This is a genomic window from Halorubrum halophilum (assembly GCF_000739595.1).
GTDB lineage: Archaea > Halobacteriota > Halobacteria > Halobacteriales > Haloferacaceae > Halorubrum > Halorubrum halophilum.
The window spans coordinates 47,933-73,790 of record NZ_BBJP01000036.1 but is presented as its reverse complement, the minus strand read 5'-3'; the positions used below and the strand labels follow the sequence as shown (position 1 = coordinate 73,790).

The 25,858-nt window shown below is 68.4% G+C and carries 22 protein-coding genes and 1 tRNA gene; 12 read left to right on the top strand and 11 right to left on the bottom strand.

The features are described 5' to 3' along the window. Window positions 1–13: 13 nt before the first annotated feature. The gene (locus ACP96_RS12180) at window positions 14–568 is read right to left on the bottom strand and encodes a DUF7344 domain-containing protein (protein ID WP_050033496.1); all 555 of its coding nucleotides are present in this window, start codon (window positions 566–568) and stop codon (window positions 14–16) included. A 347-nt stretch (window positions 569–915) separates the two neighbouring features. On the opposite strand from ACP96_RS12180, the gene ACP96_RS12175 reads away from it, so the two are divergent. Next, window positions 916–1,806: a hypothetical protein gene (locus ACP96_RS12175; RefSeq protein WP_050033541.1), complete on the top strand. Its 891-nt coding sequence runs from the start codon at window positions 916–918 to the stop codon at window positions 1,804–1,806. 388 nt (window positions 1,807–2,194) lie between these two features. Here ACP96_RS12175 and ACP96_RS12170 read toward each other — a convergent pair whose 3' ends face one another. After that, on the bottom strand, window positions 2,195–2,758 hold the full coding sequence (locus tag ACP96_RS12170; protein WP_050033495.1) for a DUF7344 domain-containing protein: 564 nt from the start codon (window positions 2,756–2,758) through the stop codon (window positions 2,195–2,197). 461 nt (window positions 2,759–3,219) lie between these two features. Here ACP96_RS12170 and ACP96_RS12165 point away from each other — a divergent pair, with 461 nt between their 5' ends. The 8 genes from ACP96_RS12165 (at window position 3,220) to ACP96_RS12130 (ending at window position 12,653) form a co-directional block, all read left to right on the top strand. Then, window positions 3,220–4,071 carry a SipW-dependent-type signal peptide-containing protein gene (locus tag ACP96_RS12165; RefSeq protein WP_050033494.1) on the top strand — a complete coding sequence of 284 codons (852 nt, stop codon included), beginning with the start codon at window positions 3,220–3,222 and terminating at the stop codon, window positions 4,069–4,071. 124 nt (window positions 4,072–4,195) lie between these two features. Beyond that, the gene (locus tag ACP96_RS12160) at window positions 4,196–5,887 is read left to right on the top strand and encodes a SipW-dependent-type signal peptide-containing protein (protein ID WP_050033493.1); all 1,692 of its coding nucleotides are present in this window, start codon (window positions 4,196–4,198) and stop codon (window positions 5,885–5,887) included. A 135-nt stretch (window positions 5,888–6,022) separates the two neighbouring features. Further along, a complete protein-coding gene (locus ACP96_RS12155; protein ID WP_050033492.1) occupies window positions 6,023–7,420 on the top strand; it encodes a SipW-dependent-type signal peptide-containing protein in 1,398 nt (465 codons plus the stop codon). A 152-nt stretch (window positions 7,421–7,572) separates the two neighbouring features. After that, window positions 7,573–8,328 (top strand): hypothetical protein, encoded by a 756-nt coding sequence (locus ACP96_RS12150; RefSeq protein WP_050026155.1) that lies wholly within the window; start codon window positions 7,573–7,575, stop codon window positions 8,326–8,328. Further along, window positions 8,325–9,854 carry a DUF7467 domain-containing protein gene (locus ACP96_RS12145; RefSeq protein WP_082222522.1) on the top strand — a complete coding sequence of 510 codons (1,530 nt, stop codon included), beginning with the start codon at window positions 8,325–8,327 and terminating at the stop codon, window positions 9,852–9,854. Before ACP96_RS12150 ends, ACP96_RS12145 begins: the two co-directional genes overlap by 4 nt. After that, the gene (locus tag ACP96_RS12140) at window positions 9,854–10,846 is read left to right on the top strand and encodes a signal peptidase I (protein WP_050033490.1); all 993 of its coding nucleotides are present in this window, start codon (window positions 9,854–9,856) and stop codon (window positions 10,844–10,846) included. Before ACP96_RS12145 ends, ACP96_RS12140 begins: the two co-directional genes overlap by 1 nt. Then, window positions 10,843–11,643: a hypothetical protein gene (locus ACP96_RS12135; protein ID WP_154020464.1), complete on the top strand. Its 801-nt coding sequence runs from the start codon at window positions 10,843–10,845 to the stop codon at window positions 11,641–11,643. Before ACP96_RS12140 ends, ACP96_RS12135 begins: the two co-directional genes overlap by 4 nt. A 212-nt stretch (window positions 11,644–11,855) precedes the next feature. Further along, window positions 11,856–12,653, top strand: coding sequence for a ZIP family metal transporter (locus tag ACP96_RS12130; RefSeq protein WP_050033488.1), 798 nt, complete (start codon window positions 11,856–11,858; stop codon window positions 12,651–12,653). Window positions 12,654–13,321: 668 nt separating this feature from the next. On the opposite strand, the gene thiD is transcribed toward ACP96_RS12130, so the two are convergent. Next, window positions 13,322–14,149 carry a bifunctional hydroxymethylpyrimidine kinase/phosphomethylpyrimidine kinase gene (thiD, locus tag ACP96_RS12125; protein WP_050033487.1) on the bottom strand — a complete coding sequence of 276 codons (828 nt, stop codon included), beginning with the start codon at window positions 14,147–14,149 and terminating at the stop codon, window positions 13,322–13,324. Between the two features lie 85 nt (window positions 14,150–14,234). On the opposite strand from thiD, the gene ACP96_RS12120 reads away from it, so the two are divergent. After that, window positions 14,235–14,900 carry a DsbA family oxidoreductase gene (locus ACP96_RS12120; RefSeq protein WP_050026165.1) on the top strand — a complete coding sequence of 222 codons (666 nt, stop codon included), beginning with the start codon at window positions 14,235–14,237 and terminating at the stop codon, window positions 14,898–14,900. A gap of 27 nt (window positions 14,901–14,927) precedes the next feature. Here ACP96_RS12120 and ACP96_RS12115 read toward each other — a convergent pair whose 3' ends face one another. The 7 genes from ACP96_RS12115 to ACP96_RS12085 all read right to left on the bottom strand — a co-directional run bounded on the left by ACP96_RS12115 (window position 14,928) and on the right by ACP96_RS12085 (window position 21,331). Then, complete coding sequence (locus ACP96_RS12115; RefSeq protein WP_050033486.1) at window positions 14,928–15,764, bottom strand: phosphatase PAP2 family protein; 837 nt, start codon at window positions 15,762–15,764, stop codon at window positions 14,928–14,930. Continuing rightward, entirely contained in the window at window positions 15,761–17,773 is a 2,013-nt protein-coding gene (locus ACP96_RS12110; RefSeq protein ID WP_050033485.1) for an ABC transporter substrate-binding protein, read from the bottom strand. The genes ACP96_RS12115 and ACP96_RS12110 overlap by 4 nt, the downstream gene beginning before the upstream one ends. A 107-nt stretch (window positions 17,774–17,880) precedes the next feature. Continuing rightward, a complete protein-coding gene (locus ACP96_RS12105) occupies window positions 17,881–19,095 on the bottom strand; it encodes a hypothetical protein (protein ID WP_050033484.1) in 1,215 nt (404 codons plus the stop codon). Between the two features lie 115 nt (window positions 19,096–19,210). Next, entirely contained in the window at window positions 19,211–19,513 is a 303-nt protein-coding gene (locus ACP96_RS12100; RefSeq protein WP_050027169.1) for a DUF7091 family protein, read from the bottom strand. A gap of 296 nt (window positions 19,514–19,809) precedes the next feature. Further along, window positions 19,810–20,493: a DUF309 domain-containing protein gene (locus ACP96_RS12095; RefSeq protein WP_050033483.1), complete on the bottom strand. Its 684-nt coding sequence runs from the start codon at window positions 20,491–20,493 to the stop codon at window positions 19,810–19,812. A gap of 184 nt (window positions 20,494–20,677) precedes the next feature. Beyond that, the gene (locus ACP96_RS12090) at window positions 20,678–20,968 is read right to left on the bottom strand and encodes a hypothetical protein (protein ID WP_050033482.1); all 291 of its coding nucleotides are present in this window, start codon (window positions 20,966–20,968) and stop codon (window positions 20,678–20,680) included. A 96-nt stretch (window positions 20,969–21,064) separates the two neighbouring features. Next, the gene (locus ACP96_RS12085; protein WP_050025415.1) at window positions 21,065–21,331 is read right to left on the bottom strand and encodes a hypothetical protein; all 267 of its coding nucleotides are present in this window, start codon (window positions 21,329–21,331) and stop codon (window positions 21,065–21,067) included. Window positions 21,332–21,789: 458 nt separating this feature from the next. On the opposite strand from ACP96_RS12085, the gene ACP96_RS12080 reads away from it, so the two are divergent. Further along, a complete protein-coding gene (locus ACP96_RS12080; protein ID WP_050033481.1) occupies window positions 21,790–23,631 on the top strand; it encodes a cation:proton antiporter in 1,842 nt (613 codons plus the stop codon). 361 nt (window positions 23,632–23,992) lie between these two features. On the opposite strand, the gene ACP96_RS12075 is transcribed toward ACP96_RS12080, so the two are convergent. Continuing rightward, window positions 23,993–24,065 (bottom strand) — tRNA-Arg (locus ACP96_RS12075). Between the two features lie 306 nt (window positions 24,066–24,371). Between ACP96_RS12075 and ACP96_RS12070 the strand changes: the two genes are divergently transcribed. Beyond that, window positions 24,372–25,856: a single-stranded DNA binding protein gene (locus ACP96_RS12070; RefSeq protein WP_050033540.1), complete on the top strand. Its 1,485-nt coding sequence runs from the start codon at window positions 24,372–24,374 to the stop codon at window positions 25,854–25,856. Window positions 25,857–25,858: the final 2 nt, after the last annotated feature.

Genomic DNA, 25,858 nt, shown 5'->3' with positions numbered 1-25,858 from the left:
CGTCGGGCCGGCGTCACCCCAACCGGTTCCGCCGCGTCGACCTCCGGTGAACGAGCCCGGAGACGCCGAAAAGCACCGCGAACAGGACCGCGTACGCGTAGCCGGAGACCGACGCGAACGGGACCGTCCCGATCCACGCCGCGCCGCCGAGCAACCCGCAGACGACCGCGAGACCGACGTAGTACTCCCCCCAGAGGATCTCGTTTTCGGAGACGACTTCGAGGTACACCTCCAGCTGCCGACTCTCCTCGGTCAGCGAGACGATCCCGCGATCCGACTCGTAGTCGATGAATCCGCTCTCGGCCAGCTTCGGCAGGTGCGACTGGTGGAGCGCGGTGTACACCCGCTTGCGCTGTTTGTACGTCACCTCGGGGATCTCGAGGCCGTTCTCCCACGCCGCCAGCTGCTCGGCGATGTCCCTGACGCGCGCTCCGTCGCCGTGCTGTTTCAGGTAGGTGATCACGTTCCGCCGCCGGCGGTTACTGAGCGCCGTGAACACCTCGTCCCGTGAGGGCTCGTCGGACTCGTCGGTCGTCGCTTTTCCCTCGTTTATGAGATGTGGTGTCATGTCTCAACCTTGTGTTGAATTATCTTACCAATCGATACCAACATACATATCACTATCTATTACTGTTTCGTTGAGAAAATCTGGGATTCGTACCTGTGCGGAACGCCCAAGCCAGCGTTGATACCGAGCCGTATTCGATCCGATCCTCACGCAGGTTCTCAAAAAACCTCATATATTTGAATCCACATCACTGGTTCCGCTTCGTTCGACCGTCGTTCGGGTGTCTGCCTTTTTTGTCCGGATCGTCCCGCTCGCTGTCCGGGTCGTCGTTGTCGCGGTCCCGTGTGATCCCCCGAGACCGGTGGTAGGACGCGCATACATACGCTTCATCGTCGCCGATGACGGGTATGACGACATCACACGACACCCGTCTCGGTCGGCTTCGGCGCCCGGAGTACACCGGCGAGAACCGCTGTCTCCCCTGTACAGTCGTCAACGTCGCGATCGGCGCGGTCGGCGCGGTCGGCGTCGGTGCGCTGGTCGCGGTCGAACTCGGCGCGGTCGTGCTCGTCGTCGCGCTCGCGGCGATCTGGCTGCGCGGCTATCTCGTCCCCGGCACGCCCGAGATCACGAAGCGCTACCTCCCCGGGCGCGCGCTGCGGCTGTTCGGGAAGGGGCGCGACACCGGGCCGCCGGCGGCGATCGACGCGGAGTCGTACCTCTCGTCGGGCGGCGTGTTGGTCGAGACGCCGGACGGGAGCGACCTCGCGTTCGCGCCGTGGTTCGAGTCGGCCTGGCAGACGCACCTCGCCGCGCTGCGCGACGCGACCGAGGGCGCCGCTGCCGCCGAGGACACCGCTTCCGCCGAGACCGCCCCCGACGGCACGCGTCCCGCCTCTTCCGCCGATGTCGGCGCCCTCGCGCGGCTCACCGGCGTCGACGAGGACGAACTCTCGCTGCGCTGGCGCGGCGATGCCGGGTTCGCGCACGCCGACGACGAGCGCATCGGCCACTGGGAGTCCCGGTCGGCGTTCCTCGCGGATGTCGCCGCCGACAGCGCGCTGGCGACCCACCTCAACGACTGGGCGTCGCTCCCGCTCGTCTCCCGGAGCGGCGTGCTCGGCGCGCTGCGGCTGTTCGTCGAGCGGTGTCCGACCTGCGAGGGAACGGTGCAGTTGGAAGAGCGGGTCGTCGAGTCCTGCTGTACGAGCTACGAGGTCGTCGCCGGCCGGTGTACCGCGTGCGACGCGCGCCTGTTCGAACTCGACCTCCCGCCGTCGCTCGCGGGAGAGCGGTAGTACGGATCCGATTTTCAAGCGGTTTGCTGGACGGTGATCGATGCGTCGAACGAGTATTTATAAACGGTCTACGGCGTCGTCGTCGGCTGTTTATAAGTGGTTGATGACGGATCGACGGTGAACACCTCCAAAGGGGCAGCCGCGAGGCGCTTCGCGCCTCTGGAAGCCGGCGGCGTTGCCGCCGGCGACTGCCCCTTCGAGTCCCGCCCCGCACAGCATCGCAACCGCGCCTCACGCCTCCCCAGCCTCGTCGCGGCCCTTATAAGCGGCCGCGACTCCCTCGCGCGGGCGGTTCGCGGCCCGTTGGGTCGCTCACAGGCACGCGCCGACCGCACCGGCTGCGTTTCTTTATAAATAACTCCGAAACGTCGCAAAATCGCTGTTCGCCTCAGTCCCGTCGTCGCAGACCGAGGGCGCCGCTTCCTCCGGCTCGGAGCTGCCGGAGCACGGAGAAGCGGTTGACCCACAGCTGGTAGGCGCTCGCCGCGGCGAACAGCGCGAGCGCGATGCTCGTCAACAGGATCGGGTCGACCGCGGAGACGAGGGGGACGCCGAGCAGCGCCGCGAGCAGGACGCTCAGGGAGACGACGCCGAGCGCGCGGTACAGCTCCGACCACGTGACGCCGGCGCTCGCGACCACCTCGGTGTACAGCGCCACGTCGCGCGCGTGGCGGGACACCTCGACCGTCTGGCTCTCCCGGTCGTACTCGATCACGCCGAGCTCTTCCAGCTTCGGGAGGTGCGTCTGCACGAGCGACGTGTACACGCTCTCGCGACAGCGCTTCGGCGGCGGGCTCTCGCCGGTCTCGCGGCCCGCGATCAGCGCCGACAGCTCGTGGACCGTCACGACGCCGCCGACGCTCCCGAGCTGTTTGAGGGCACGCCGGCGGCGCTCGTTCGCGAGGATGGCGTACACCTGTTCGGCCGGAAGGATATCGGATCGGAGTTTCATTGTGGGTACATCTCGGGAGAGTTCAGGCGTCCGCGCTTCGCGGAGGCCGGTCTTCGGCCTCCAATGGGTCCGATCGGGGTATATGTATGCGCCGAATACGGGAGCGCCGCCCGATCCTACTCCCCGGTTCGATCCGACCAAATCGATAGCCTGCGGCGCGGTAGCTGACACCTACGTCCCCGTTTTCGGCCGCCGATTCTGGCCGCGGCGGTACGGTCGCCGTGTCGTCTGTTTCGCCGTGGTATGCGGTCCGTGTCGTCTGTTTCGCCGTGGTATGCGGTCCGTGTCGTCTGCTTCGCGGCGAGTAGGTCGTCCGGACCGCCGATCGAAGGCCCCGTTCCACCGGGTCGAACCTCGCATTCGACGGTGACGTGGCTGCTCGTAACTAGGTGGGTACCCCTCTCAGGGAGGAGTAACCGATTCCGCTTCCGAACGGCGGCGAAGTCGGGGACCAACCAACCATGAACGCAGACGACAACTCAATCGGACTCTCGCGGCGCAAGATGCTGGCCGGTCTCGGTGCGATCGGCGTGGCCTCCGCGGGTGCGGGACTCGGGACAACGGCGTACTTCAGCGACACGGAAACCTTCCAGGACAACAGCCTCACCGCGGGGACCCTCGACATGAGCGTCACCGCCGAGATCGTCGCGGCCGACGACTACTGGACGGGCCAAGGGGTCGTCGGGCTGTCAGAGACGGCTGACGGGGACATCGTCACCGGCATTCAGGTCGACGACGTGAAACCCGGCGACTGGGCGATCATCTGCTTCGACATCGAGGTCGGCGACAACCCCGGCTACGTGCAGGTGCGCACGGAGAACTTCACCGAGACCGGCGGTGCGAACCCCGGGCCCGAGCAGGATGTCGAGGGCGATGATGACAACGACGCCGACCTCGCCGAGTTCCTCCTCACCACGGTGTGGCAGGACTACGACGACGCGAGCGGCGACAAGACCGGGCTCTCTGGACTTGATCCCGTTTTCAACAACAACTCGAACGCGCTGGGCGGCAGCTACGCGCCCTCGGATGTCGGCGGCGTCGTTGACACCAACACGCACTACACGAACGCGAGTGAGGCCGACGCCACGCTCTCCGACGGCTACATCATCAAGAACAGCGACGGCGCCCCCATCCCGATCAACGATAACGGTGGCGTCTACTCGTTCTGTCTCCTCCTGGAGGTCCCGTTCCAGGTCGGCAACGTGATCCAGGGCGACACGCTCGGGTTCGACCTCGTCTTCGAGACCGAACAGGTCCGCCACAACGACGACCCGTTCAACAACTCGGCGCCGGTCAACACGACCCCGAGCTGATCTCGGTCCGGAGATCCTGAACCGCGCCTGACTCGCTCCGCGGGCCGGGCCGTCGACGACGACGCGCTCCGGTGACCGTGCTGAGCGATCACGAACAACACATCCGACACCACTCATCACGATCATGACAAACAAATCCACCAACATCAATCTCTCCCGGCGCAAGCTCCTCGCCGGACTCGGCGCCGTGGGCGTCGCGTCCGCCGGAGCCGGCCTCGGGACGACCGCGTACTTCAGCGACACCGAGACGTTCCAGGACAATAGCCTCACCGCGGGGACGCTCGACCTGCTCGTCGACTGGCAACAGACCTACGACTACGGTGACGGCCGCGAGTTCGTCAACGCGCACCCCGACCACGACGGCGATGGCGAACAGTCGGTCGAGATCGACGGCGACGAGGTGAAGTACAGCGACTTCCCGGACCTGGAAGACGACGACAGCAACGGCGCGAACATCCCGGAGCTGAACTGTGAGAACATCCCACCGCTCTCGGAAGCGAACTACGGGATCGACCCCGTCACCGAGGAGCCGATGGACTCGCTCATGCAGTTCAGCGACCTGAAACCCGGTGACTCCGGCGAGATCACGTTCTCGCTACATCTCTGTGACAACCCCGGCTACATCTGGATGCAGGGGGAGCTCACCTCGGAGGACGGCGACGTGTCCACCGATCCGGAGCTCGCGGTCGACCCGGACAATCTCCCGGACCTCGCGGACGCCATCCAGGCGACGCTGTGGTACGACGAGGACTGCGACAACGTCTACGATCCGGCCGAGCCGGTCGACATCATGCTGACCCTCGACTTCTCAGGTTCGATGCTGTACCGCACGTTCGGCGGTGTCGTCAGCGAAGACGACATCACCGTCGGCGCCACCACCTACGACGAGACGACGAAGATCGACCTCGTCGAGCTCGGCACCCGGCAGTTCATCGACTACCTACAGGGGCAGAACTCCGACGTGAAAGTCGGCGTCGCGTACTTCGACGGTGACAACGAGATGGGGAGCCCGCGCGTCGGTCTCCTACAGGAGCTTACGGCGGACTTGGACGATGTCGACGCCGCGCTTTCGGGACTCCGCCGGAAGCTCGCGAACGTCGTGAACGGCTCCACCAATGATCCGGACGTGCTGGAGGGCAGCGACGACCCGGACAGCCCCGGCGGTATCGCCACCGGGACGTACATCGGCGAGGGCGTCGACGTGGCACAGGGTGAGCTCGCCTCGACCAGGGCCCGCAGCGGCGTGGCGAAGACGAACATCGTCCTCTCGGACGGCGAGTCGTTCGAGGGCGATGGTGGTTCGTCGTTCTCCTCGCCGACCGGCGCCGCGGACGACGCACGGGCAGGCTCACCGAGTCCCGCGACCGACGTCTACACGATCAACGTCAACGGCAGCGCTAGCACGCTCCAAGCGATGGCCGGCCCGGCCGGCGGATTGGGCGGTGATCCCACGTTCTTCAACGACGTCGACGACCCGCTCAACATCCCGTCGGTGTTCGGGAACCTCGCCGCGCAGGCGGTCGGGGAGAAGGTCATCATGAAGGACACGCTCGGAAACGTCCTCGCCGAACTGAGCAGCGGGAACGGGATTCCCCTCGACGGCAACCGCGCGACGATCTACGAGGAGCTGAACGAATCGGCGGACGACCCGGACCGCGAGGCATTCCGCGGGGACGGCGTCATGCACTGCGTCGCGCTAGAATGGGAGATCCCCTTCGACGACGTCGGTAACGAGATCCAGGGCGACACGCTCGGGTTCGACCTCGGCTTCTACACCGAACAGGAGCGGCACAACGACGGGGCCGGGATGGCCTAATCCGACCGCCCGGCGGGCGGCGGAGCCACGGCTCCCCGTTCGTTCGGTCGCACTGATAGCCCCGTTTGGAGTACGGCGGTTCGACTCCGCCGGCGGGGTCTCCCGCAGTCCCTTCGGACCGCGACAATCACCCTCATGACACGAAAATCCACTGACATCGGTCTGTCCCGGCGACGACTTCTCGGCGGCCTCGGCGCTATCGGCCTCGCCTCTGCCGGAGCCGGCCTCGGAACGACCGCGTACTTCAGCGACGAGGAAACGCTCGCGAACAACGACCTGACGGCCGGAACACTCGATCTCGGCGTTCGGTACGAGTTCGCGGCCGATCAGGGCAGTCGAAACGACGACAACCCGTACGCAGGTAGCAATGGAACCGGCGGCGGGGACTTCGGTATCGTCTGGGGGACCCCAGAGGCTCCTGCGAGCGTCAGATACCAGCTCGACGACGTCAAGCCGGGCGACTCCGGCTGGCTGCGATTCTCTTTCCTCTTAGACGACAACCCCGGCTACGTGTGGGCCTGCGCCCGCCTCACGGGGAACGCGCAAAACGGAGTTGTCGATCCCGAGCGCGCGGCGCTCCTTGACGCCGGCTTCACCCCCGCCGAGATCGATGCTAGCGAGACGGATCCGTGGGGTGGACAGCTTGCGGACGCAATCGCCGCCCGACTGGTCTACCAGAATCCCTTGTCCGGGACGCAGCTCGGTGCCCCGCTCCTCGACGGCTCGCTCCGAGCGGTTCTCGGCGCGCTCGCGAACGGCGTCCCGCTCGACGGGACGGGCGACGACGAGGCCGGACTCGCTCGAGAGTGTTTCGCACCGATGGACTCGCTCACCGCCGGGGCGGCCCTCGCGCTCTACTGGGAACTCCCCTTCGGCGAGGTCGGCAACGAAGTCCAGACGGATTCGGTCGCCTTTGACCTCGACTTCCGCGCGGAGCAGTGCCGCCACAACGACGGCGAGGTGAACCCGTGTATCGAGGCATCTGCGGACGACGGGTACGGTGTCGACCGTCTCGCCCGTCCGCCGGTCTGGTTCGCCCGCGCGCGGAACGGCGCTGGCCAGGTCAACGATCAGCTCCTCGTCGGCAACGCACCGGCAAATACCGGCGACTACGACACGGCTGGCGTCGCGTGGACCGATCCGACGACGGCGGAACTCACGGTGACGCACGACGCGACGACCGGATCCCTCTCGATCGCCATCGACGACGGAGACGGCAGTTCAGCAGCGGTTTCGTACGCGGGTACCCTCGCAGACGTGACTTCGGTGGGAGCGACGAGCAATGCGATCGTCCTCACGGCGAAAGGCGATTCGGGAGTCACTGCCTCGGTGACGGACGTCCGACTGAACGGTTCGGTCCCGTCGGGCGGCGACGCCGTGAGTTCCGTCGACGGCTCTACCGATATCGCTCATCTCCTCATCGACGGTGTCAACGCGTCGGTCGACTGGACGCTGACCGCAAGCGTGACGCTCGTCGGCGCCGGAGGTGGCGGGTCACAGGAGCGCCCTGCGGTCGACGTCAACGTCGCCTGAAACGCCGCCGAGACGGCTGTTGGGCTCGGTAGGACCATCCATCCGCTTGGGCTGGAAGCCGGTGCGATCGGGTATGATGCCCATACATAGGAGAGACGGGAGCGTGTAGCCAACGTGACGAGACGGCCGTTCGGAGCCGACGAAACACACGAATGACGAAACGAGAACACGGAATAACGCGCAGGAAAGTGCTCGCGGGAGCGGGAGCCGTCGGCTTCGCCACTGCGGGACTCGCACGCGGACGCTCGACGGGGAGCTGGAACGAGTACACGAACTACACGTACGCGGAGACGACCGGTCGGCGCCTGCTCGTCGGCTGGCAGGCGACGTACAACGGCGATGTCGTCGTCGACGGGCCGACGGACGAGTCCGAGTTCGCAGACGGCGTCACCGACGTTCGCCTCGTCGATCTCGACGACGTGTTCCCCCGAGACGAGGGGACCGCGAGCGTTGGGTTGCGGGTCGAGGACCCGACCGAGGAGGGCCTTCGAGCGTGGATGCGCGTCGAACCGACCATCGGGGGCGATCCGGCGAGCGCCGAGCTCGCGGACCGACTCCAGGTGGTCGTACGGTACGACACCGGTCTCCTCGGATTGGGCAGCTGTGAGGGCGCGAGCGGAGACTACGCGGAGTACGGCGAAGAGATATACGCCGGAAGCTTCGCCGGGCTCGTCGACGACGACCTCGCGGACGGCGTGCAGATAGACCCCGGCCTGCTCGACAACGGGTGTCTCCGTCCGGGCGAACAGCGCTGTCTGATCTTCGGTTGGAAGTTCCCGCCCGGCGGCGGCAACGCCGGAATGGGTGGGTCCATCGACTTCGACGTGACGTTCGGCGTCGATCCGTGTGGTGCCGGGACGGCGAACCCGTTCCCAGCGACCGGTAACGACACCGGGGGATCGGTATGAGACCTGACCCATCGGAATCTTCCCCGTCCGGCCTAAGCCGTCGTAGTCTCCTCGCCGTCCTCGGCGGTGTGGGCGCGGTCGGCGCCGCGAGCGGTGCCGGGACGTTCGCGTACTTTACCGACGAGGAGTCGTTCCCAGACAACACCCTCGGGGCCGGCAAAGTCGACGTCGTTGTCGACTGTCACGGGTGTCTCACCGACGACGACGGTCGCGTCCGGTTCGATCTCGTCGGGGACGGCTCGTCGGATACACTCGACCGCGGCGACCACGGGACTGAGCGGCTCTCGGTCTCGGTACAGACGAACCCCGCCCGCCTCTGGCTGGGTACCGACTGTCCGCCGGCTCCCGATCCTCTCGGAGACGCGGTCAGGGCGGAGCTGACCGTCGGAACGCGCTCTGTGTCCGGCTCGCTCGCCGGAATCCGCCGGGAGCTCGTCACGGGACTCCGGATCGACGATGCCGACGGCTCGCCGTGTCTCGACCCGTCCGACGACTCGCTAGAGATCGTCCTCGACTGGGAACTCCCCCAGACGACACCACAGAGCGTCGAGGGAGAGTCGACGTCGTTCGATTTCCAGGTGTACGCGGAGCAATGTCGACACGTCCCGGAGACTGACGCGGAGAGGTCGAACCCGTTTGCCGGCGCCGCGCGGTGCCCGGACCCCTGCGTGGTCTGTGCGGACGACACCGATACCAAGGTCGGCTCGCTCACCCTCAAGTACCTCGGTTCGGAGACCGGCGACATCGTCGTCACCGGTCGCGGGGGCCCGCAGGCGAAGGACGGCACCGTCGTGTTCTCCGGCTCGGTTGACGGGGGCGACTCGTTCCTGATCGAGGGCGGGGACGCCGACGACGGCCGCCTTCCGCGCAACCTCTACGTCGACGACTCCGGCGCCACCGGCGTCGCCGGTGCCAAGATCCACACGAGCTGCTCGGTGCCGCTCGCGGTCGGCGACGTCTTCCCGGAACGCGATCCGCGCTACGAGGTCGCGGCCGCGACGACGATCGACGGCGAGCCGATCTGCGCTTCGACCGAAGAGGGAGACGGCGACGATCACCCGGACGAGGATGAGAACGACGAGGACGGAGACGACGACCGGGACGACGGTCCGGACTGCGGCGTCTGCGGCGACGGCAACGGTCGCCTTCGCGACCTCACGTTCCGGTACCTCGGCGACGCGAACGCGACGATCGAGGTCACGACGACGCAGACCGGTCCCAGCACGGGCGCTACCGTTTTCGGCCCGGCGGACCGTGGCGGCGGAGACGTATTCGTCGCCGACGGTGCCGGCGTCGCACAGACTCATGACGGGGGCTTCGACGGTCTCGGGCAGAACACGACCGTCGCGATCGTCGACGGCGGCGACGCGGGCGTGTCGACCGAGGTCGACATCCACACGAGCTGTTCGGACCCAATCGCCGTCGGAAACACGTACGGAACAGACGACGACGGCGGCCCGCTCTACGAGGTCGTCGCCGGTACCACCACGCGAGACGGCCCGCTCTGCGTCCCGGAGGACATCTGATGAACCTACCAGTATCACTCAAAACGACGGCGAACGTGCTTGGACTACTCCTGTTGATCGCGGTCGTTGCGCCGTTCGTGGTGTACGCGATCCCCGGCGTTGTCGGCGCGGAACACGGCTTTGTCGTGCTCACCGCGAGCATGACGCCGGCCATCGCGCCGGGCGATGTCGTCATCGTCGACGAGCGCGACCCGACCGCGATCGCCGAGGGCGACGTGATCACGTTCGTCCGCGGCAACAACGAAGTCCCGGTGACCCACCGCGTTATCGACGTCGTCGCGACCGACGGCGGTCCCGCCTTCGAGACGAAAGGGGACGCGAACGAGGGGCCGGACGCCTCGCTGGTCGCCGGGACGAACGTCATTGGCGTGGTGGCTGTTACCATTCCCTATATCGGGTACGTGATCCAGTTCGCCGGCTCGCCGCTTGGCTTCGCCGCGCTCGTCGTCGTTCCCTTCGGGCTGCTCGTGCTGTCCGAGCTGTGGGTCTTCGTCCGCGACCGCGACGGCGCCGGGACGGTCGGCGCGGCTGGCGCGTCCGACGACGGTACCACACCGACGGACGAGTTCGTGTTCGACGATCCCGAGGTGTCTGCCGCCGCGGACGGGGCTGAGTCCGCTCCGACCGAGGGTCCGGCGATGTCGGCCGCGGGGGGCCACGAGCCAGCGCAAGGGGACGGAACCGAACTGTCCCTTGACACCGTTACCGGCGCCGGTGCAGTGCTGGCCGCGTTCACGCCCTACAGCGTCTACGTCGCGTTTCAGATCCGGACGGCGCTCGCCGTTTCCGTCGCGATCGCGACGAGCGCACTGCTCGTCGGTGCCGTCGGAGTGTGGCTCTCCGGTACCGGCGTACTCGACCGCGACGCGTCCGCTCAGGGCGATGGACGGTCCCCGAACGACCGCACGGACAACGCTGTCTTAGACCCGGTCGACGTCGCGAGCGACGAGAAGTCGATCGCCACCGACGGTTCTGGATCGGAGGACCGATGACCCGGATTGGACGGGTGGGTACGTTCGCCGTCGCCGCGATGCTCGTCTGGAGCGCCGCGTTCGGTGGCGGTTACACGGTCGCGCTGTTCACTGCGACCGAGAACGTCTCCGTGACGGCCACGGCCGCGTCGGAGTTCACGTCTGAGCAGGAGTCCCAGACCGTCTTCGATCCGGAGCTTGGCGTCCCCGAGGAACCGTCACCGGTCAAGCAACCGTCCGGAGACAGTCCGGATCCCACGAATCTGACCGATGGTGGAGCGGAACTGGGAGATGACGACTCACCCGCCCCTCCGAAAGTGCCACCGGTCCCAATGAACGGGACCGACGACGAATCGTCAGATGAGCCCCCGAGATCCGGCGACAATCCACCGGAGGCGCCGGAATCTGACGGCTATCTCGACGAGGAGCCGGAGGAATCCGAGACTCCTCCCGCGGATCCTGACGAGGAACCAGAGGAATCTGAGACCCCCTCCACGGGCCCCGACGGGGAACCGGAGGGATCAGAGACTCCTCCCGCGGCTCCCGACGAGGAACCGGAGGGATCAGAGACTTCTCCCGCGGCTCCCGACGAGGAGCCAGAAGAATCCGGGACTCCCCCTGCGGATCCCGACGACGAACCGGAGGGATCCGAGACTTCTCCCGCGGATCCCGATGTTGACGGTGACGGCACACGGACCGGCACGGACGAGGGCGATAACTCGGACGACGACGCGTCCAGTGAGAACTCCGACGCAGAGTCTCCCGCCGTCGCTCACTCCGGCGGAACCGAGCCGCAACCGGGATCGGGGGTTCCGTAGCGATGGGTTCTCCCGTCAACCCTTGGAGACGGCAAGGCTGTCCGGTCTACGCGTCCTTTCCCTGTCGTAACGTGCGTGCGATCGGGACGAAGCTGGCGGTGTTGCTGCTGTCGGCCGCGCTGCTTCTGTTCGCCCTGATTTTCGGGATCGTCCGCGGACTTGCGTGACTCCTCCACGATCGTTAAGTGGCGACCGAGCGAACTGCCGACCGTATGGTCGCGCTCGACGCGTTCGCGTTCGTCTTCGTCGCGGGGCTGATCACGGCGCTGGCGACCGGGATCGGCGCGCTCCCCTTCTTCTTCTTCGATTCGATCAGCGACCGCGGCAACGTGGCGCTGTGGGGGTTCGCCTCCGGGATCATGCTCGCGGCGTCGCTGTTCGGGCTCGTCGACGAGGGGCTCGCGGAGGGGACGCCCGCGGAGATCGGGATCGGCATGCTCGCGGGCGTGGTCCTCGTCGTCCTCGCCCACGAGGTGCTGATGGACGCCGAGATCGACCCGCAGGAGTACGAGGAGGCCGACTTCAAGAAGCTCGTCCTGATCCTCGGCGTGCTGACGGTCCACAGCTTCCCGGAGGGGATCGCGGTCGGCGTCTCCTTCGCCGACCTCGGACTGGAGGGCGGGACTCAGCTGCTCGGGTTCACGGTTCCGCTTTTGGCGGTGTTCATGACGCTCGCGATCTCGATCCACAACGTCCCGGAGGGGACCGCCATCTCCATCCCGCTGCGGTCGATGGGCGTCTCGAAGTGGAAGATGGTGTGGTGGTCGGTGTTCTCCAGTCTGCCGCAGCCGGTGGGGGCCGTGATCGCGTTCGCGTTCGTCCGCTACGCCCGCGAGTTCCTCCCGTACGGCTTCGGCTTCGCGGCGGGCGCGATGATCTACCTCGTCGTCTCCGAGTTCATTCCCGAGGCGCTCGAAACCGGAGCGGATCTGCCCCGCGGCGGCAAGCCCGTGCTCACCGGCGGAATCGCGCTCGGCGTCCTGTTGATGGTGCCGCTCGCGTATTTATAAGTGATCGGCGCTGTCGAAATCCTCTGTCGGTGATCGCTTTTTACCCTCGATCGCCCGGTACAGACTGAGGGTGATCGATAGCGGGAGTCGATATTGCAAATCGATGGCGGCGATAGCGTATTTAAACAGCCGAGAGCGACGGCGACGACTACTTATAAATACGGTGCGGTGGCGTCGCCGGCGCTTCGCGCCGGCTTCAAGCGAGAGCTTCGCTCTCGCCCTGCGCCCCGGTGAGCGGCCCGCAGGGCCGCGAACCGACGGTGCGAGGGAGTCGGGGGTCCTTCGCTTCGCTCCGGACCCCCGACGAGGCTGGGGAGGCGTGAGGCTGTGCGGTTGCGGTCGGGTGGGTCTCAAAGGGGCAGCCGCTGCGGACGGCGCAGGCGACGTAAGCACCGCAAGGAGTGAGCGGAGCGAACGACTGAGGAGCGCAGCGAGCGTGCGCCGTCCGCAGCGGCTGGGGCTTTGGAAGTGTTCACCACACAGCCGTCTGGCAGTTATAAACAGCCGACAGCAACACCACTCGATCACTTATAAACGACCGATCAACCGCACTGATACACACACTCCCGCTATCGGTCAAAACGTACGCTTCACCGACCGGCTGTTTCCGACGCGAGTCTCTCCGAAGAAACAGATTCGACGGTGCCGGTCGATCGGGAGCCGACCGCTCAGTTCTCGCCCAGCACCGTCGGGTTGACCGCACCCGGACCTTCGCCCACGTCGTAGCCGCGCCGGACCGCCTCAGTCATCTCCTCGACCGCGGTGCCGGCGGCATCCCGGAGCGGCTCCCCTCTCGCCAGCCGCGCCGCGATCGCGCTCGACAGCACGCAGCCGGAGCCGTGTGTCGCGTCGGTCGCGATACGGGGGTTCTCGAGCCGGAGCGCGGTCGCCTCTCCCTCCCCCTCCCCGATCACGAGCGTGTCGGTCACAAGCTCGCCGTCGCCGATGTGACCGCCCTTCACGAGCGCGGCGTCGGCGCCCATGGCGACCAACTCCCGTCCCGCGCGCTCGGCGTCGGCCGGCGTGTCGACCGGCCCGTCGACCAATACTTCGGCCTCGTCGGCGTTTGGGGTGACGAGCGCCGCCGCCTCGATCAGCCCCTCGTACGCCTCCTCCGCGTCGGGCGACAGCAGGCGGTCGCCGGTCGCCGCGACCATCACCGGATCCACCACGACCGGGGCCGAGTCGGTCGCGACCAGTCCGGTCACCGTCTCGACCGTCTCGGCCGTGGCGAGCATTCCGGTCTTGACCGCGCCCACGTCGAAGTCGTCGAAGACGGCGTCGCACTGGCTCGCGACGTGCGCCGGCGGCACGGCGTGCACGTCGCGGACGCCGCGGGTGTTCTGGGCCGTCGTCGCCGTCACGACCGAGGTGCCGAAGACGCCGTGCGCGGTCATCGCCTTCAGGTCGGCCTGTATGCCCGCCCCGCCGCCGCTGTCGCTGCCGGCGATCGAGAGCGCGACGGGCGGCGAGACGGGGTCGCGTGCGGTTGTCATATACGGGTTGTACTACCAAGTTATCCTAAACCGTGGCGATCGCCGCCGCCGAACGGCCTTTGCCCCTCGCGGCCGAATCGGAGGTATGTCGAACACCGACGCCGCGGACGCCGCGGACGAGCCGACCCCCGACGCGACCGAGTCGATCACGGTCTACTCCGACTACGTCTGCCCGTTCTGCTACCTGGGCCGGCAGTCGCTCGCACAGTATCAGGAGACGCGCGAGGAGCCGCTCGCGATCGACTGGCACCCCTTCGACCTCCGGGCGGGCCAGCGCGGTCCGGACGGCGAGATCGACGACTCCGTGGACAACGGGAAAGACGAGGAGTACTACGAGCAGGCCCGCGAGAACGTCCGGCGGTTACAGGAGAAGTACGACGCCGAGATGGCGCAGGAACTTCGGAGCGACGTGGACTCGCTCCCGGCGCAGATCGTTTCGGTGCACGTCCGAGAGACCGCGCCCGACTCGTGGCTCGCGTTCGACGAGGCGATATTCGCGGCGCTGTGGCAGGACGGCCGCGACATCGGGGACAGAGAGGTGCTCGTCGACATCGCCGAGAGCGTGGACGGCCTCGATCCCGAAATCGTCGAGGAGGCGCTCGAAGACGAGGACCTCCGCGACCGCGTCACCGACCTGTTCACCGCGGCGCGGGAGCGCGGGGTCACCGGGGTCCCGACCTTCGCGTACGACGGCCACGCCGCGCGCGGCGCGGTTCCGCCGGAGCAGCTCGAACGGCTCGTCGAGGGGTAGCTACCGCCGCTTTCGACCGAGACCCGTTCACTCCTCGCTGTCGACGCCGTTTTCTCCCTCTCTCCCCCCGTCCTCGTCGACGATCCGATACGACAGGTACACCGCGCCGAGCGCCAGCGCGGTCCCGCCGATCACGTCGGTGAGCCAGTGGATCCCGAGGTACATCGTCGCGATCACCACGCTCGTCGCGAGCCACGCGGCGATCGGCGTCCACAGCGGGTACTCCCGCCGGGTCAGGACCGCGAACGTCCCGATGGTCACCGACAGCGACGTGTGCAGCGAGGGGAAGACGTTCGTCGGCTCGTTCACCTCGCCCGTCAGCGCCATGAACTCCGGGTTGTGGGTGAAAAGCAGCGAGGTCACCATCTCGGGCATGACGTTGCGCGGGCCATGCGCGAGGACGATCGTGTAGAGCACGAGGCCGATCGCGTAGTTGAGCGCGTACGCGACGATGAGCCGCTTCACGGTCGTCGTCCGCGGGAGGGCCAGGTACGCGAGGAACGGGAACGCGAGCAGGAACACGTACCCGTACACGTACACCGCCGAGAAGTACATCGTCAGCCGCGGGGAGCCGAACGTCGCCTGCACCCACGCGACGAAGTTGCCCTCCAACGCGTAGATTGCCCACGTCAGTGGAAGCCCGAACAGCTCCGAGACCGTCTGGAGGGAGCTCCGACCGATCGCGCTCGCTATCAACACGACCACCAGCGCGGCGAGGGGCTTCCGGATCTCCCACAGCCGGTCGCGCAGGTCGTTCCAGAGCGCGTACAGCCGCCGCGGACCGACGATGGCGACGCTCGCGACGAGCAGGGCGGAGCCCACCCACAGCGCGAGCGACCCCACGACCGACAGGAGCGGGCTCATGTGTCCGGCGCGAGCAGCCGCCCCTCCTCATCGAACCGGTACCCGGCCTCGCGGAGCCGGTCGCGGGCGGTCTCGGCGTCGAGCGATCCGGACTCACTGACGAACGGGTGGACGGGGTCGGTCTCGCGGTCCTCCCACCGGAGGTCCGACGGTACCCACTCGGGGGTGGCGGCGAGCGGCGAGACGGCGGCTTCGGCGTACCCGTTGAACGCGGTGTCGACGAGAGTCCGCTTGTCGATCAGCGACGCGAGCACTCCGCGGAACCGGGGGTTCGACAGCGGCGCTCGTCGGGTGTTGTAACCGACGTGGTAGAACCCGCCGGACTGGCCCGTGACGAGCCGCGCGTCGGCCTCGCGTCCGATTCGGGGGATGGAGTCCGGACCGAGGTTCGAGACGGTCGCGTCCGCGAACCCGTCGCCGACCGCCTGTACCGCTGCGATGTCCGACCCCATCACCTCGATCTCCAGCCGGTCGAACGCCGGCTTCCCGCGGAACCGCTCGGGGATCCCCGCGAGCGGGTCCGCCTCGTCGTCGGTCGAGTCGTCGCCGTCTGTCCCGCCGGTCGAGCCGTCGGCCGCACGAGTCAGGAAGTGGTCCGGGTTGCGCTCGAAGGCGACCGACTCCTCCGGGGAGGCCTCGACGAACCGTACCGGGCCGCTCCCGATCGGGTTCTCGTTGTTCGTCACCACGGCCTCCGTCGTCTCCGCGTCGAACTCGAAGCCGCCGATCGTCGCCACGCCGGTCCGTTCCTCCCAGACGTGCTTCGGGAGGATCGGGACTTGGAGCGCGCGCACGCCGACCGCATCGGTAACCCCGTCGAGCGTTAGCCTGACCGTCGCCTCGTCGACGGCGGTCGCCTCGTCGACGGCGGACACCCGACCGCGGAACGTCGGCGTCGGCACCGGCGACTCGGTCGTTCCCATCGCGGTATCGCGGAGGAACTCGTACGTGAACGCGACGTCGTCGGCCGTCACCGGTTCCCCGTCGTGCCAGTCAGCCTCCCGAAGCGAGATCTCGATCCCCGAATCGCCGACGCGCCCCCAGTCGGCCGCGAGCCACGGGATCACCTCCCCGTCGTCGACCAGCGCGAGCCGGTCGTACAGCAGGGAGGTGAAGGTGCCGTAGTGCCGGTACTCGGCGGCGATCGGGTTCCAGTTCTGCGTGATGCGCTCGTCGGTCGTCACGAGCCGGAGGGTCGCGGCGTCGCTCGCACCGTCGTCGTCGGCGAGCGGGGTGTCGTCGATCAGCCCGTCCCCGGTCTCGTTGTCGGCGGTCTCGTTGCCGTCGGCGGTCTCGTTGCCGTCGGCGGTCTCGTTGCCGTCGGCGGTCCGGTTGGCGCCGTCGCCGTCCGTCCCGTTCCCGCCTTCGGTCTCGCCCCCGCCGGCGCCCCCTCCGTCGACGCGCTCCAACCCGAGCAACCCCCCGACCGACAGCGGTTGCCGGTTCGTCCAGTTCTCGAAGCGGTCCTCGCGGACCGCCGTGAGTGGGTCTGGAAACGCGACGACCGTGAACGGCTGCAGTTCGCCGAGGGTCCGCTGGAGGTCCGCCACCGCCTCGCGTCGCTCGTCGCCGTCCATCCGGCGCTGGCTCGCGAGCAGCTCGTCGGTGCCGTTGATGTCGGTGAACCCGAACGGGTTCTGCCACCCCGACTCCGCGACGAACTGCGAGTGGGTGAACCCGTACATCGCGTCCGGGTCGAACGGTTCCGCTTCCCGGAACTGCCCGACGTACACGTCGAAGTTGTGGTTGATGAGCACCTTCCGCCGGAGGTCGGTGAGCCCGAGTGTGTTGATCCGGGCGTCGATGCCCACCGCGTCCAGGTTCTCGGCGAGGTGTCTCGCGATCCGGATCGCGTTGGGATCTCTGTCGGCGGGCGGGGCGTTGATCTCTAGGGTCAACTGCGAGGACCGGTCGCGTCCGGCGATGTTCCGCGTGCGACCGAGACAGCCGGCGCTCAGGGCCGCGAACCCGCCCGCGAGCACCCCGCGCCGGCTGGCCTGCCGCGTCATGTGTTCGTCGCTGTTTCGCCCCCCGCGTATATCTCTTCTGTGGTGTCGTCGTCGGATCGAACCCCCGATACGCCCGTCGATCCGGGCGAATCGACCGCGAGAGCCTCTCAGATCACGTCTGCGAGCGGGAGTGCCAGCCCGACCGCCCACGCCGCCAGCCCCGCGGCGAGCACCGGGCGGTCAGCGGCGGCGCGCCCCATCGCGACGACGCCGAGCGCGGCGAGCAGGGCGACCCGGTGGACGAGGAGGTCGGGCGGCACCGCCACGCCGAGCGCGGCGAAGTCGATCACGAACCCCGCGCCCAGCCCGACGACGACCCCAAGAAGCGCCGCGCTCGGGTCCGACTCGGGCGCCCGCGCGACGACGAGTGCCGGGATTCCGACCGCGATGACGAGGTACAGCGGGGCGGCGATGAGCTTCGGTCCGACTCCGGGGTACGCGGCCTCCAGCGCGACTCCGGCCACCCGGACACCGACGATGACGGCCGCGAGCGCGGCGCCGAGCACCGCGGCGTCCGCGTGTCGAACCGCCTCTCGCCGACCGCGGCGAGCGAACTCGACCGCCGCGGCTCGGGTTCGTCGCCGGAGTAGCGCGCCGGACAGCGTCGCCAGCGCCGCCAGCTCGACCACCGAGACCCAGCCGTCGCTCCACCCGCCCTCGATGCCGCGGTACTCGCGGCTGACCTCAGCGTCGACCGCGCCGTGGATGAACTCGTCTTCGAGCCGGACCGACGGGTCGTCGATGCCCGGCACCGTGTGGCGGAGCCGGAACCAGTCGTAGTACTCCTCGTGGGCCTGCACCGCGGTGTAGGCGCCGTCGGGCGACTCGTACGCCCGGAGGTGGTCGCGCACGCCGAGGTACGCGCCGTCGTGGAGCTCGAACGTCTCCCCCAGCCAGACGCCGCCGTCCGGGCCCTCCACGTAGCTGTAGCGGTCGGAGCTGTGCGCGTCCGCCCAGTCGCGCTCAACGAGCGCTTCCACCCGCTCGGCGTCGGCGGTCGCCGCCGCCTCCGCCTCCTCTGTCTCCTCCCAGCCGGTCTCTGTCTGCCCCTCGATCGCCCGCCGCGTCGTCGCCGCGTCGGCGTGAAAGAGGACGTTGATCGCGAGCGTCCGCCCCTCGGCCGAGGTGCTCCGGCTCGTGTACGGCCAGAGCCGGTAGTCGCCGGCGACCGCGATGAGCGACGCCTCGTCCACTCCCGAGGGCGCCGGCTCCTCGACGGTCGGCGGCGGGGCCTCGTCGCCCGCCCCGGCGAAGAAGCCGGAGGCCGCGAGCCCCACGCCGACCGCGACGAGGAGCGCCACGGCGACCGTCGTCCGTTTCATGGGTCGCCTGAAGCCCCCGGGAGAGAAACGCCTTTGGGTGGGTTCCCGCGACTCCGCGCTTCTCGCCGCTCACCGGTCTGCCTCGACGCTCACCGATCTGCCTCGCCGCTCACCCTCACCAAGTCTCGACGAACCCCTCCCGCACGTCCTCCGCGCACCCCTCGCAGTCGGGGTGGCCGCCCTCGAAACACGACGGTCGGCCCTCGCCGTCGACGGGGACGGCCCGGCGCTCCGCGTGTCGGCGACAGACGATCCGGGCGCGCCCCTCGTCGTCGGTCGGGAGGTCGTACCGCTTCGCCCCGGCGGCGTCGCCCGCGGGGTCGTCCTTCGCCTCGGAGTACGCCCGCTTGGCCTCCTCGAACTGCTTGCCCGCCTTGCGGAGCTGCTGGCGGATGACGCGTTCGAGTCGGTCGTCCATGGAGGGCGTACCGGCGCGTCGGATATAGGTCCGTTGGCGATACGTGGATGCTCGGTCCGCGGATAGCGGAACCGGCGTGGGATATTTATAAATCGTTGCCGTCGCGGTGAAGGTCTCCAAAGCCCAAGCCGCGCCTGAGAGGCGCTCGAAGGCGCGCGCCGCCACATCGGCATTTATAAACGATCGTCGCCACCGTTCGCGGGCATTTTAATACTGAATCGGCACCGACAAACTGCAACATCCACTCCCGCCATCAACCGCCCTCGATCCCGTAGCGACCGCGACCGGGCAGCTATCTAAAACAGGTCGTCGACGTCGCGCCGCTTCCGCTCCGCCAGTTCCACGTGGTCCGCGAGCCGAGCGGCCACCTGCGGGCGGGCGTCTGGCGTGCGGAGGAACGCGAACAGCAGCTCCGCGAACGTCGTTCGGCCGGTGCCGCGCTCCTCGCGCGCGAGCGACGCCGCGGTCTCGAACGTCTCCTCGTCGCCGGGAGCGACCGCGCCGGCCAGCGCCGACGCCGCGAGCAGCGCGGCCGGCAGGTCGAGGTCGCCGAACCGCGGTGCCGTCCCGTCGATCCGGAGCGTCGGCGGAGTCGCGCGTTCGATCGCCTCGGGGTCGGTCGCAAGCCGGCGACACCAGTCGCGGACGGGGGCGAGGTCGATCCCCCGTCGCGCCGACCCGACGCCGTCGAGGTACTCGACCGCGTTGCCGGCGCAGCCGACCGCACCGGACCAGTTGCGATCGGCGGCGTGATGGGTCGCCGCCGCAGTCGCGATCAGTCCGTGGAGCAGGCGCTCGTCGGGGCCCTCGACGAGCGGGAGCCACGCCGCCTCCCACGGGTCGTGCGCCGCGAGGACGTGCCCCTCGTTGAAGAGGGCGGCGCCGGCGCGGAGCGCGGCGGGAACGGAAGGCGCAGCGTCGGCGTCGGCGGTCCCCTCGGCGCCCTCGCCGGCTCCGGATCCGGGCTCGCGATCGGTCATACCGATCCTTCGGGGACTCCGACGGATAAGCGATGAGGACGACCGAGGTGACAGCCGGAACCGAAACGAAGGGCGGAGAGGGAAGGCCGAACAGCAGCGGGAGCAGAGAGGGGAGAGGGCACGCGTCAGCAGGAGGCGAGGTGGGAGACCGAAACGTCAGCGGGGAGTCGATGGTTCGGCGCGATCAGCCGTCGGCCGCGCCGGTCGGGTCGTCATCGGGCGTCGGTCGCGCGCGGTCGACGACGCGATCGAGCGCGTCCGGATACCGGCGCTGGAGGGCGACGCCGGCGACCGCGCCGACGAGGGAGGCCGCGACGAACGCGGCCGCGGTCGGGAACGCGGCGACGGCGAGAGTCAGGACCGGCAGCGCGGCGAGCGCCGCCGTCGCGCGCCACGAGGGCGCGCGGTCGGCGGGTGCCGGACCGGCGTGGAGGTCGGGGCGTCTCGTGCGTCTGGAGGGGGAGTCTCGTGACATCGTCGTGTTGTTGGGGTGGGTGGCGCGAGTCCTCGCGCCGCGGTCGGAGTCGGTGCGTCGGTCGGGGACCGCGTGGACCGGATCGCTCGGCGTCCGCTACCGGGGACGCGCCTCGTGGACCCCGACGATCTCGGTGAGGTCGTCGGCCTCGGCGTCCGGCGCGAGCCGGAGCGAGGCGTGGACCTCGACCGTGAGGTCGTTGAGGCGCGGCCGGAGTGCGACGACGTCGACGCGTTCGACGTCGACGCCGTCGCGGCCGGCGAGCTTGTCGCGGACCCCGGCGTGGAGGTCGCCCGCGGCGTCGCGGGGGACTGACAGCCGGAGCACGACATCGATCGCGCGGTGGCAGGGTTGGACTGCCATACGGACCCGGGAGGGAGTCGATTCCTCACCCGAGGCTCTGCCGCTTGAGCTACCGGGTCCAACTGTCGGAAGAGGTGGGGAGAGAAGGCGGCGCTCGCTCCGACGGGCGAAGCCGACCGCCCCCGCGTCGGGGTTACGCGGCGACGGCGTCGGAGCGAGCGACGACCGTTCCGCGACCCCGCTTCCCGACGCTCCAGAGGGGGGCGAGCGTCGGGATGGTGTCGCGAACGGTCATGGTTGGGGGACCCGGCGGGGGAGTCCGCTCGATCGTATTCTCATTGACAGGAGGAACCGAGTTAATAGTTGCTCGTGTGTGCGGATCAATGGCGTGATTCGTTCTTGCGAAAATATAATTATAAATTATCTCCCAGAGGGTGGTGCGGAGGCCGGAGCCGGCGTCAGCTACCAGTACACTAAGGAGGGCGGCAGCCGTACGACCCGTAGACGTGTCCAGCCTGTTGCCGGTCATCGCGGCGATCCTCGTGTCGGGACTCGTCGTCCAACTGGTCGCGCACCGTCTGAAGGTGCCGAGCGTCATCTTCTATCTCCTGATCGGCGTCGTGTTGGGCCCGGAGGTGTTGGGGCTCGTCACGTTAGATACGTTCGGAGACGGGCTCGAGATCATCGTCGGGCTCAGCGTCGCGATCATCGTCTTCGAGGGGGCGTTCGCCCTGCAGATCGAGCGGATCCGGAGCGCGTCGACGGTGTCGCTCCGGCTGGTAACGGTCAGCGCCCTCGTGATGTTCCTCGGGACGGCGGCCGCGGTCCGGTTCTTCGAGGGGGCCGACTGGGAGATCGCGCTGCTGATCGGCGCGCTGCTCGTCGCGACGGGTCCGACCGTGATCACGCCGATACTCAACGTCGTCCGCGTCAGGGACCACGTCGCGACCGCGTTAGAGACCGAGGGGATCGTGAACGACGTGACGGCCGCGATCGTCGCCGTGGTGATATTCGAGACGCTGCTGCTCGACGACCTCGGGGTCCCCGCGACCCTGCTCTCGTTCCTCCAGCGGCTCGGCGTCGGCGTGGGCGCCGGGGTGCTTGCGACGGTGATCATCTACTACCTCCTGGACAGCGAGTTCGTCCCGGAGCGCGACGTGCAGGCGTCTCAGTTCCTCGTGCTGGCGGCGGCGGTCGGCGCGTTCGCGGCCGCAGAGGCCGTCGCCGCGGAGGCGGGGATCGCGGCGGCGGCAACGAGCGGGATCCTCCTCGGCAACCTCGACATCGACCACAGAGAGGAGATCGAGCGGTTCGCGGAGAACACGACGCTCGTCGTCCTCTCGTTCGTGTTCATCTCGCTGGCGGCGCTGATCGACGTTCAGGCGATCGCGGCGCTCGGCGTCGGCGCCGTCGGGCTCGTGCTGGTGATCATGCTCGTGCTCCGGCCGCTCAGCGCGATCATCGCCACCGCCGGCGTCGAGCGGTTCACGTGGCCGGAGCGGTTGTTCCTCGCGAGCGTGGGCCCGCGCGGGATCATCCCGGCGAGCGTGGCCACGCTGTTCGCGATCGAACTGGAGCTGGCCGGAAACGTGGCGGCGGGCGAGCTGCTGGTCGGAACGGTGTTCGCCGTCATCTTCGCGACGGTCGCGATCGAGGCCGGGCTGGCGCGGCAGATCGGCGACGTCCTCGGAGTGTCACCAATGCGCACGATAATTATCGGCGGCGGTCGGGTCGGCCGGGCGCTCGCCACACGACTGGAGCGGCGGGGTGAGTACGTCGTCATCGTCGAGAGCGACGACGAGGTAGTCGAGCGGGCGCGCTCGGAGGGGTTCACCGTGTACGAGGGCGACGGCAGCGACACGGAGACGCTGCGGGGCGCGGGCATCGGGGACGCGAAGCGGGTGATCACGGTGACCGGCGACGACGACATCAACCTCCTCGCGTGCCAGCTCGCGATCACGAAGTTCGGCGTCGAGTCGGCGTTTTCCCGAGTGAACCAACCCGACAACGTCGACGCCTTCGAGAGCATCGGCGTGGAGGCGATCGACTCGCCGACGGCCACCGCCGTCGCCATCGACGACGAGATCGAGCGCCCGGCGATCACCCACTGGATGAACGAACTGGGCGACAGCCACGACGTGCAGGAGGTCGAGGTGACCGCGGAGAACCTCGCCGGGAAGACGATCCGCGACCTCAACGCGGAGATCCCCGACGGCACCTTCGTGGCCGTCGTCAGCCGGGACGGCGAAAACCACGTGCCGTCGGCGGACAGCGTGCTGGAGTACGGCGACCACATCACCTTCATCGGCGATACGGACGCGGTCAAGCGCGCGATGGAACGGTTCCACCCGCACGACTGAGCGCGGCGTTTGCGATCGTCGGCGCGGACACGGCTCGCGATGCTCGCCGTTTAGGTGTCCGAAAACGTCCTGACGGAGTCCCGCGCGAGCGAGGCGAGGGCGACCGAAGGGAGCCCTCGAAAGTGAGCGGCGAAGCCGCGAACAAGCGAGCGCGGGGCACGTCAGGACGTGAACGCAGCGGCTGTCGAACGAAGTGAGACAGCCGCAAAGTGAACGTCCTGACGGAGATTTGAACTCGGAAAGACGGTCCGGGTCGCTCAGTTCGTTCGCTTCCCGGGCTGCGACTTTCCTGCTCAAATCTCCGCGGAGTTTTCGGACACACGCACGGCTCGCGATGCTCGCCGTTTGGTGTGTCCGAAAACGTCCTGACGGAGATTTGAACTCCGGTCCCTGGCTCCGCAAGCCAAGAGGATAGTCCACTACCCTACCAGGACTCAAATGAACGTACCGCGCTGGTACTTAAGACGGTTACGGTCCACGAGACGCGTGGCGAACGGTTACACACGCCGCGGTCGCGTCATACCGTCGACCGATCGGCCACGTGACGCGTAGCGAGGCGAGACGGGGCGAGTTCGGATTACACACCTTTTGTACCGACGGGACGGATGGACGGGTATGACGACGCCCCGATCCGCGACGGCGACGCCGCGGCGCCCGCGGAACGAGCGCGCAGAATCGACCGCGAGACCCCCGCAAGGACAACGCTTATCCGCGGACTCGACAACCGAGGTGGTACGCGTATGGGAGTGATAGAGGACGTCTACGAGGATCTCGACACCGACGTCGAGTTCGAGGAGTTCGAGGCGGCCGTCGAGGACAAGGTCGAGCAGATGGGCGGGCTCGCCGACGAGGAGACGGCCGCGATGCTCATCGCCCACGAGCTGCGCGACGAGGAGGCCGACACGATCGCCGACATCGAGCCCGGCATGAACGACGTGAAGTTCCTCGGGAAGGTCACCTCCATCGGCGATATCCGCACGTTCGAGCGCGACGACGAGGACGCCGAGGAGGGCCGCGTCTGCAACGTCGACGTGGCGGACGCGTCCGGCTCCGTTCGGGTCGCGCTGTGGGACGAGATGGCCGCCGCGGCCGAAGAGCAGCTGGAGGTCGGACAGGTGCTCCGCGTCATGGGCCGCCCGAAGGAGGGGTACAGCGGGCTCGAAGTGAGCGCGGACAAGGTCGAGCCGGACGAGGACGCCGAGGTCGACGTGCAGGTGCTCGACACCTACCGCGTCGAGGACCTCTCGCTCGGCGCGTCGGACGTGGACCTCGTCGGGCAGGTGCTCGACACGGACTCGATCCGCACGTTCGACCGCGACGACGGCTCAGAGGGGCGGGTGGCCAACCTCACGGTCGGAGACGAGACAGGTCGCGTGCGCGTCACGCTGTGGGACGGCAAGGCCGACCTCGCCGAGGAGTTCGACGCCGGCGAAGTCGTCGAGGTCGGCGACGGCTACGTCCGCGAGCGCGACGGCGACCTGGAGCTCCACGTCGGCGACCGCGGTACCATCGAGCGCGTCGACGAAGACGTGGAGTACGTCCCGGAGACGACGGATATCGCGGAGCTAGAGATCGACGAGACCGTCGACATCGGCGGCGGCGTCATCGAGACCGATCCGAAGCGCACGTTCGACCGCGACGACGGCTCGGAAGGGCAAGTGCGGAACGTCCGGATCAAGGACGACACCGGCGAGATCCGCGTCGCGCTGTGGGGCGACAAGGCCGACCGCGAGATCGAGCTGGCCGACCGCGTCGTCTTCACCGACGTGGAGATCCAGGACGGCTGGCAGGACGACCTCGAGGCCTCCGCGAACTGGCGCTCGACGGTCACCGTCCTCGACGAGGGGAGCGACGCCGCCGGCGGGGCCGGCGCCCGCGGATCCGGTGGATCCGACGCCTCCGAAAGCGACGACCGCGGCGCAGCGGACACCGGGCTCGGTGCATTCGCCGAGGACGGACAGAAGGCGGCCGCCGAGGCCGTCGCGGGCGAGGCCGCTGGAGACGACGGGAGAGGCGGAGACGGCGGCGCCGCGGCCGCGACGACCTCGGCGACCGAGGACGTCGAGTTCACCGGAACGGTCGTTCAGACCGGTGACCCCGTCGTGTTGGACGACGGCCAGCAGACGAAGAGCGTCGAGACCGACGCGAGCCTCCGGCTCGGCGAGGAGGTCACCGTGCGCGGGACGGAGCACGACGGAACGATCGACGCCACCGACGTGTTCTAGCC